This window comes from Parasedimentitalea nitratireducens (assembly GCF_057444295.1).
The window spans coordinates 1-8,733 of record NZ_JBYAXC010000029.1; the positions used below are offsets into that span (position 1 = coordinate 1).

The window sequence follows — 8,733 nt, forward strand, 5'->3', positions numbered from 1 at the left end:
ACCGAGGCGGTGTTCACGCCTGTGTCGGTGTTCTGGGTGATGTCACTTGGTGGTGTGATCACCGGGATCTCGCCATCTGAAACAGTGACCATGAAACTGAATTCGAGAGGGGGAACATGATTGCCATATGGAAGAGAGGCTAGGTTGCCAGAAGCATCTGTGGCATCCACCGTCACCATATTCTCGCCGGTGGCAAAGGTATGAGGGCTGGTGATCACCGTGCTGCCCAGCTTGAAAACAGGAGTGATGGTCTCGCCAGTATTATCCGTAACATCTGCCGCAAAACTGACAGATGCCGTGTTCTTGCCTGCATCAGTGTTTTGGGTGATATCACCCGGTGGTGTAAGGGTCGGTGACATCGCATCGACAACATAGACTGTTGCTGTATCCGTACCTGTATTGCCGCTGCTATCGGTGGCCGTAAGTGTGACCTGGACACTGGGCATATCAGGAGGGATGAATTGGGACTGACTGACAGCCAACATCGGAATGCCATCAACATTGTCGAAGCTGCCGCCATCAATATTTTGGGCAATTATTGAAGCGTTGCCGGCGCCGTCCAATTCCACTGTAACAGATTGCGCGACGGCAACCGGGGCAATGTTGTCAACGACAGTTACAGGTATCACCTTGGACGCCGAATTGCCGCTTGGATCAGTTGCCGTCAAAGTGACAGATTGAGGGCCCAAATCTGCTCCGGTAAAAGTAGTCGAGCCAGATCCGTTGAGTTGCAGGCCAGCGATGCCGCATTCGTCATTGCTCCCAAAATTGACATCGGATGGGGAGACTATGGCCAGGCCTGAAGCGTCTAACTGGGCTTCAAGACTGCTTACCGCTTGCACATCAGGCACTGTGGCATCGACGATATGCACATTGGTGCTGGCTGAATCTGTATAACCTGCGGCGGAATCGCCGACAATTGTCACCGTGACCGGAACGATTGTCCCCACATCCCCGCAATTAAAACCGTTGGGAGTAATCGTTAAATTGGAGATCCCAACGCCGGGGTCAAAAACGGTTGTCGCACCTATATTAGCCAGTGACAGCACCAGAAGTCCGTGCTCATCCAGTGTAACGGTCGGGTTGGTCGGAAGGCTTAACGTGAATGTCACCGGTGGCTGGACTGTGATGGTCACCGTTTTTGTGGTGGATGTCGCCCCATCATCATCGGTCACCACCAAGCTAAAAACATGCGTCACTGGGCTGCTATTCCCCAACAGCGTATCCGCCGTAAACGTCGGTTTCTGCGCGGTGGCATCACTAAGGGTGATCGAGCCACCCGTACCGCCCGTCCGTGTCCAGGCATAGCTGGCAATGGTTCCGTCGCTGTCACTAGAACCCGAACCATCAAGCGTGACCATCGCGCCAGACTCGACATTGCTTTGATCTGTGCCTGCACTGGCGGTGGGGGCCACGTTGGGTGGAACAACAGTTATCGTCGCTGTGCTGACTGCGCTGGGATACCCTAGCGGATTGATAACAATAAATCTCAGATCACCCTCGGGAGCATTTGAAACGACGCATGTCATAAGGTTAGAAGAAACAACGTTTGGGCTGGTGCAGGTATATCCAGTTCCAGTCACACCATAGGTTGCTGTAGCAGGGGCGACAAAGTCAGTGCCTGCTATACTAATAACCACGTTGTCACCGGCTTCGATCATCGGGGGAACTGAAAATCCAGTTATCGTCGGGGTTGGCGGAACATTGGATGGTTGCACGGTGACGGTTACCGTGTCCGCCGTCGATGTTGCCCCATCATCATCCGTTGCCACCAGGCTGAATATATGTGTCACAGCGCTGCCACCGTAAGGTACCGCATCGGCAGTGAACGTCGGTTTCTGTGCCGTGGCATCGCTCAGCGTAATCGTGCCACCCGTGCCGCCTGTTCGCGTCCAGGCATAGCTGGCAATGGTCCCGTCGCTGTCGCTGGAGCCAGAACCATCCAAAGTGACCGTGGCTCCAGAGGCGACACTGCCCTGATCGAGGCCAGCATCGGCCGTAGGGAGGGTGGTGACGGTGATCAACAAATTGGTGCTGGCCGTTCCGTCTGCGTTTGTCGCCGTTACGGTATAGCTGGACTGTGGGTCAATCGCCGTCGGAGTGCCGCTGATGACTCCGGTGGTGGTGTTGAGTGTCAGGCCATCGGGCAATGTCGGCGACACTGAATAAGATACCACCGCCCCGCCGCCGCTCGAGGGTTGGTTGGCAGCAATTGGCACACTCTTGATATAAACAGAGGGATTACTATAGGAAAGATTGGTAGGTGGAGTGGGTACAGTATAGCGACTTCCGGTAAAAGATACCGTTCCATGACTGATCATCTTTCCGTCTACATAGTTCGCCGTGGTTGACGACGTTACCCGATATCGTGAATCACCAACTGTGTGGTGGACCACAATATTGCAGGATCCAGTTCCGGAAGGAGCTTCTACATAGAGCGTGTTCCCGCTATAGCGCGTTGGGCCACAATCGTTTGATGCTATGGTTGTGGGCAGGAAATCGTAAGTAGCTCGATTGTGGAGACTGTTGAAAAACATATAGTCAACCGACGAATGGTTGCCTACCATTACTCCGTAACCGTAGTTCAGTGTAAAGGAATAGCAGGTGTTGATATAGGCCTCATAGACTACGGCCCGGCTAGTCCCTCCGGAGCACGTCGTCGAGCCAGCTTGCGCACCGCTCCAATTGAACGTCGAGATCAACACCAACGCGAAAACGAAAAATACCGACAATTTGCCACGATGCCATGATCGAACAGTTGGCCGACCCCACGAGCCCAAGGGTAAACGGCCCCACCGTTCGTCCCATATGGCCAGACGGCCAAACCATGCGATCAGGAAATTTCTGTGGTTGGATAGATTTGTTCTGGAGGTTCTTGTCGCTGGGTCGCGCTGCACCTCTATCCTCGCAGGCGCCAGACCAAGAGAACACACTGTGTCCGCCGTAACCCCGTTACGGCACACTTGCCCCCCTGCAAAATACAAACCCCACCCCCCGGTTGGACGAACAATTCGGCTTACCAATGTCGGGGCAATAAATTTGGAACAAAGCCAGATTAGCGTCTTTGTATACCCTTGACAAAATTGATCTAAATAAAGGCATTCCAGACATATGAAAAAACTGCGACAAAAAGTTAACAGATTCAATATTCGAGAATTTACTGTTGTAAAATTGGGACACGCAATTCCACGCAATCCTTGCGCGCAATGATGGTTGACTGAAACATCCCGTGATTGCGGGCACTTTGTTTTGCAATTTTGGAAACCGCTCTTCTCTCTCCAGTACCCGCGTCATGCTGCACCCAACACGAATGTCGAAGAAGGGCTGGAACCGGCCATTAGGCGCGATCACCACCAATGGCAGCAATGCGCAGATAGCAACCTTTGCAAAGTCATGTCGGTTGAATGCCGTTGTCAAACATGAACTGCCCTAACCCAGAGTGCGCATACGGTGTAATGTAATCTTTGGCAGGTTTGACAATTTAGTTGATGAGGCAATAGCGGCCAGCTTTTTTCCCTCTCTTCGGTGGGGAAAGCTCTTTGAGAAAACCTCGATGAAGTAAAACATCCCGCGCTTTTTCAATACGACGACGCGGCCAAGGTGGGGTACCTGCCGCGCTCATGGATGTTGGGGCAATGGCGAAGGAAGTCTTGTTGCTGTGCCATCGCGCGAACAGCTGGAGGAGAGTAAAGGCTTCTGGTCGATCTATGAGACTGTCCATGACCCTGTCTTGCTCCGTCAATTGGGGTTTACGTATGCCAACAAAGTTGCGTCCCGAAATTTCGTATCGCCATGCAGATTGCGCTGTCTTCCTGATTTCAGCCCTTGTCAGAGGGTCCATTAGAGTGCTGGCCCAAGCCTCGGCGACATCGATCAGGGCTTCAGTGTCATCGCAATGTTGCGCCTGTGTCATGCAATAAAGCCAGAGTGTCCTATTGCGTTTGCCATTTTCAACTGTCCGGGAACTGAATATTTGGCTTGTTTCTAGCGCTTGGCTGGCGATTTTGGGCAGCGCCGGGACATTCTCGATCCCGCCTTCGAAAAACATGTAGGACGCAGCTAGGTCTTCGCGCCATGAAGGTGGAGCAATTGTGAAGCCGCCGCCCAGAACATCGATGGGGAGAGCTTCAAAAGGCCGGATCCGCCGCCCCTCGCCATTGCTGCGATACCAGAGCTTTGCTTTGCCGCTCGCTGTGCGGATCTTGATGGGTGTATCGCCAAACCGCTCGACAGCAAGGGCAAGCCAGGCCTCGCCGTCCCCGTCCACATCGATTTCCGTCAATCCGGAAGGTGCCCCCATTAACACGCCAAGCCCGCTGGCGCTGCCTAACTTCGCCACCCTTGCCCAAGCACGCGAGCGTTGGGGGCTGAAATGCTGCCAGCCTTTCACCATGGGTTTCTTTAATTGCGTGTCTACAGGGAAAGCAGGTAGGCCTTCAGCCAAGTAGGCTTCAACGTTGTCTGCAAATATGCGAGGGGGTGCGAACATAGCAGCGCAGAGTGCAGGTCAGGACCGGCAGTCGGAGCAATTAAACAGTGCGGGGAGTGCCTCAAGCTGGTCAAGAGCTGTCAGGTCGAGCTCTTTGGCACAGGCCCGGCTGACGCGGATCAAAGTCTTCCGCTCACAGTGATAGCTTACCCCTCTCCAGCGCGGCAGGCCGGACCGCTCAGCGTCTCTGCGCTGTAAAATCCACTGGATGTTGTCTTTGCAGACAATGACCCGCCAGTTGTCGTTCAGGCAGGCGATGACCTTGATGTAGTCGTCGCTGGTTTCATGGTGGGGCTGGGGGACACTGCGCGGAACCCTATTCTCGAAGTCCCTCATGCGTCCCGCGCCTCTTTTGCAGCCTGGATGGCTTCGAAAAGCTCAGATTCAACGAAGCGGCTCATGTGGCCGATTTTCACTGGTCTTGGCAGAGTTCCGTCACGAACGCGGCGCCACAAAGTGGCGGGCGAACAGCCAAGGATCGCACAAGCCTCCTTTTCGCGAAGAAGCAATTCTTGGTGTTGCATCTATCCATCTCCTCATTTGATTTGAGAAGATGCTAGGTGAGAGGCTTTGACCGGTCATTCACCACTTTCTGCTGAAAATCGGTGCTAAGTGCTGAATGCGTCTCAACAGACGCAAGGCGCTGCTTGGCTGTTCTGAAATCTCCAGAACAACAAAAACAGCCTTGCAGAACCTTTGAAACAGAGCTGGCTTGGGATTGGCGCCCTTTTTTTGGGGGTAGTCCCGGACGCTACGCGGGGCAGGGTTTCCGGTTCGCGCCTCGTAAACCTCTTTGCAGACTTGCGCGACTGCAGCTGCAGCAAGCTTTGCCCGGCTTTGTTGCCCCTTCTTCTCCAACAGCTTTCGGGTCTGTTCGATACCGGATTGTAGCGCTTGTTTGATCAATGCCAGATTGACGTCCGGCGGTATAAACGATTTCTGAGGCAATTTGCAGGAAGCCCGATATCTTTCCGATGATGCCTTTGACAACTCCATGCGGGTGGTAATGTCCAGTTTTCCTATAGCTTCGAGGGATAGACGGAGGCCGTGCTGAAGTTCCATCAGGGCTTTCATATTTCGGTCCCTGTTTACAAACCCAAGATGCTCATCAGCGCATTCGTGGGCGAGGAAAAGCCCCCACGCGCAAGTCGCGGTGACGGGGCTAAACTCTGTGCAGTCAACCGTCTTGACGTCGCCATTCCATGTTGTGTGGTCCTCTTCCCAATCTGAGAAGTCACCAGGCAAGTGGGTCTCGATGACTGCCTCTAACTTAGGGCGATATTGGTCCTTGAATTTTTTCAGTTTTTCAAAGGTAAGCAATTCGAATTCTTTTGGTCGCGACTCGGTCGATTTAGTCATGCCAGTTTCACCAATTTACCTTGCCTGCCAGTGACGTGATTTGCCCAACGCTCCATCAACACCCGGCGTTGTTCTAGAAAATCTGTCTGGCGGTAGGTGCGAACAACGGCACTGTCTGCCACGTGCCCAAGTATGGTCTCAGCTACCTCATGAGGCGCAATTGTTGCCTCTGCCAGCCAAGTTCTCAGGCTGGTGCGAAAGCCGTGAGGACGCTCAGACATTCCCCGCCGTTCCATTAGCCGTGACATGGTGGCGTCGGACACCACACCCTTTCGAACACTTGGAAACAGATACCCATCGCGTGACAGTGGCCGTACAAAGTCAATGACCCGTTGGGCTTCACGGGACAAGGGTACGCGAAAGTCTGACGTGTGTCCCTTACGGCCCTTCATCAGTTCGGCAGGAACAGTCCAGACATCGCCTTCCATGTTATCCCACCGCATGAACCTCAGAGGTTTGCAACGAACCCCGGTGAGGATAAGCAATTGCAATGAAATGTGAGCGACTGTCGGCTCTTCCAAACTAGCGTAGAAGTCCGGGACCTGCTGCCAAGGCAAGGAGGGGATGTGCTTAGCGACATGCCGGGGTTTCCCCAGCAGCGCTTTCGCCTTCAACGTCGCTTGCAAATCGACATCCATTCCCAGTGCGGCAGCGTAGCGAAGGACTATGTTCAGCCGGTTGAGTGCCTTGCGTGCCGTGTCGGCCTTTGAGTGCCAGATCGGAGCCAGAACGGTTCGGATGTCGTGCTGGTCGAGGTCTTCCACCGGGACTTTTCCCAACTTTGGAAGGACATGCAGTTCCAGCGGTGAGAACCAGCGCCCGGCCTTGCCATCGTCTTTCAGCTCAGCTTTTCTTGCTTCGAAAGCGTCCAACGATACAATCTTAAGTGTGTTATCCGGCCTAGCTGCTTCACGCCGTTGTCGGTCCCGCTCCTTGATTGGATCTTTCCCATCACGGACCACGGCACGCCACTTTTCGGATAGGGTTCGCGCTTCCTTTAATGATACATCGTCGACGCTACCGAGCCCCATTTCCCTACGTCTTCCGTGGATCGTGATGCGCAAAAACCATTGTGCGCCGCCATCAACGCGTCTGTGAAGCCAGAGACCAGCTCCATCCGAGTACTTTCCCGGAGGCGCGGATTGTACTTGAACTGCAGTCAGCTTGTTTCGAGCGGCCATGTATCCACCTCTCTATCCACCCCTAAGTATAGGGCGGGATGACATAAGGTGAAGTGATGTGATGCAATGAACCTACTAGTTTGTATTGATTTTTGAACTCCGCGAGGTGGCCAGACACCGAATGAATTAGTATTTCAATTCCGTGTGGGGGCACCACGAAACTCCGTAAGACTTTGTTTTGCATCACCTTTTGTCATGGACGAGGCGAGGCGTAGAACATTTTGGAGTACTTTTCTTTCAAGCATGTCTTCGTAAAGGACGGCATATTTTATTTCACCCGACGAATCCCTGTGGATCTTCGGAATCACTACTCATCCGCGAAGATCGCTTATTCGCTGCGGACCAGGTCGAGGTCGGTCGCTGTGGCTAGGGCGACCAGTGCAGCCAGCAAATTAGACGAGTACTGGTATCACCTGAGATCGCAGGATGCAGAGTTGCCAGGAAAGCATCTGTTGCGCCATGGCTTGAGCAAGCCAAGTTCTGGGCCTTCTGTCACCTCCGATGCCTTGATGCTGTCCGAGGCTGTGCTGATCTACCAAAAGTTAAAGGGGCAGGGTAAATCAGCCACTTTCCGTAGGGCAGCGGAACGGGCCTGTGGCTACGTGATAGACATCTGCGGCGACAAACCTTTGCCGGGCTACACTAAGGCCAACGCCAATGCCTTCCGTGATGCTCTGATTAAGCGAGGGCTGGCTGGCAGTAGCATTACCCGTATCTTCGGCACGGTTCGGGCCGTCTTCAACTTCGCTGTGGCGGAGGAGGGGCTGTCGATCACCTCACCCTTTGCAAATGTCTACTATGACCGGGGTGCGGGGGTTGCGGAACGTAAAGCAATCCCGATCAAGGACATCCGTACCATTCAGCGGGAATGTCGTCAGGTCGATGACGAGATGCGCTGGCTCGTGGCCTTAGGCGCAGATACGGGCATGAGGTTGGCAGAGGCTGCGGGGCTACTTCTTGAAGACATCTACGAGACTGACGATGGTGGGTTAGTGGTACGGATCATTCCACATCCATGGAGAAGCCTGAAAACTGACAGCAGCAAACGGACCATCCCTCTCGTGGGGTCCGCCAAGTGGGCTGCTCAGCGTATCTTAGCCCAGCAGGGTGGTGGCAAGTTCGCCTTTCCCCGGTACAACAAGACTGAGAAGACCAACGCTAATTCAGCCAGTGCTGGTCTGAACAAGTGGTTGAAGGACCATGTATCCGACGGCTGTACGATGCACGGGTTTCGCCATTCCATGCGAGATCGCCTCCGTGCCGTCGAATGCCCGTCTGATATCGTGGATCAGATAGGCGGGTGGAACACCGATGGTGTTGGGCATGGATACGGAGAGGGATACCCTTTAGCGGTGTTGATGAAATGGATGAAGCGGATTGCTTAAAGTCCTAAACGGAAATTCTAAACTCCATGTAGCCACAGAAATGTGCTGGCTCGCAATTTACGAAACCAGCAACAATTATGTTTAGCGGTTTGCTCGTTTTATCCCAGACTTAATGCCCTCTCTGAAAGAAGTCGAGTTGGGCGGGGTTGGTGGCTCAGGTGGACATGGAGGTACAACAGAAATTTCGCCCTTGACTGTTTTCCACCCTTCTTCGAACCCAGCACAAAACTCCGAGTTGCCCCACTGTGCGTCGGCAGAGTTTTTGGGTCCAAAGGCAGCCTAAACTAAGAGAAAGTTTGGCTCATCTGGTTGGTTTGAT

General features: G+C 53.6%; 7 protein-coding genes and 1 pseudogene. 2 read left to right on the plus strand and 6 right to left on the minus strand.

The features are described from left to right. The 6 genes from AC2T28_RS24725 to AC2T28_RS24750 form a co-directional block, all read right to left on the minus strand. A partial coding sequence (locus tag AC2T28_RS24725) for a PKD domain-containing protein (RefSeq protein WP_486751267.1) occupies positions 1-2,219 on the minus strand: 2,219 nt, incomplete at its 3' end. Positions 2,220-3,481: 1,262 nt separating this feature from the next. Continuing rightward, complete coding sequence (locus AC2T28_RS24730; RefSeq protein ID WP_486751268.1) at positions 3,482-4,444, minus strand: bifunctional DNA primase/polymerase; 963 nt, start codon at positions 4,442-4,444, stop codon at positions 3,482-3,484. A gap of 63 nt (positions 4,445-4,507) precedes the next feature. Then, the gene (locus AC2T28_RS24735; RefSeq protein WP_486751269.1) at positions 4,508-4,825 is read right to left on the minus strand and encodes a hypothetical protein; all 318 of its coding nucleotides are present in this window, start codon (positions 4,823-4,825) and stop codon (positions 4,508-4,510) included. Next, a complete protein-coding gene (locus tag AC2T28_RS24740; RefSeq protein WP_486751270.1) occupies positions 4,822-5,013 on the minus strand; it encodes a helix-turn-helix transcriptional regulator in 192 nt (63 codons plus the stop codon). The genes AC2T28_RS24735 and AC2T28_RS24740 overlap by 4 nt, the downstream gene beginning before the upstream one ends. Positions 5,014-5,071: 58 nt before the next feature. After that, a complete protein-coding gene (locus AC2T28_RS24745) occupies positions 5,072-5,848 on the minus strand; it encodes a hypothetical protein (protein WP_486751271.1) in 777 nt (258 codons plus the stop codon). Further along, positions 5,845-7,029: a tyrosine-type recombinase/integrase gene (locus tag AC2T28_RS24750; RefSeq protein ID WP_486751272.1), complete on the minus strand. Its 1,185-nt coding sequence runs from the start codon at positions 7,027-7,029 to the stop codon at positions 5,845-5,847. Before AC2T28_RS24750 ends, AC2T28_RS24745 begins: the two co-directional genes overlap by 4 nt. 221 nt (positions 7,030-7,250) lie before the next feature. Here AC2T28_RS24750 and AC2T28_RS24755 point away from each other — a divergent pair. Both AC2T28_RS24755 and AC2T28_RS24760 read left to right on the plus strand, forming a co-directional pair. After that, positions 7,251-7,436 (plus strand): annotated as a pseudogene (locus AC2T28_RS24755) (DUF6538 domain-containing protein); the annotation flags it as partial. Between the two features lie 57 nt (positions 7,437-7,493). Next, positions 7,494-8,414 (plus strand): site-specific integrase, encoded by a 921-nt coding sequence (locus AC2T28_RS24760; RefSeq protein WP_486751273.1) that lies wholly within the window; start codon positions 7,494-7,496, stop codon positions 8,412-8,414. Positions 8,415-8,733 lie beyond the last annotated feature (319 nt).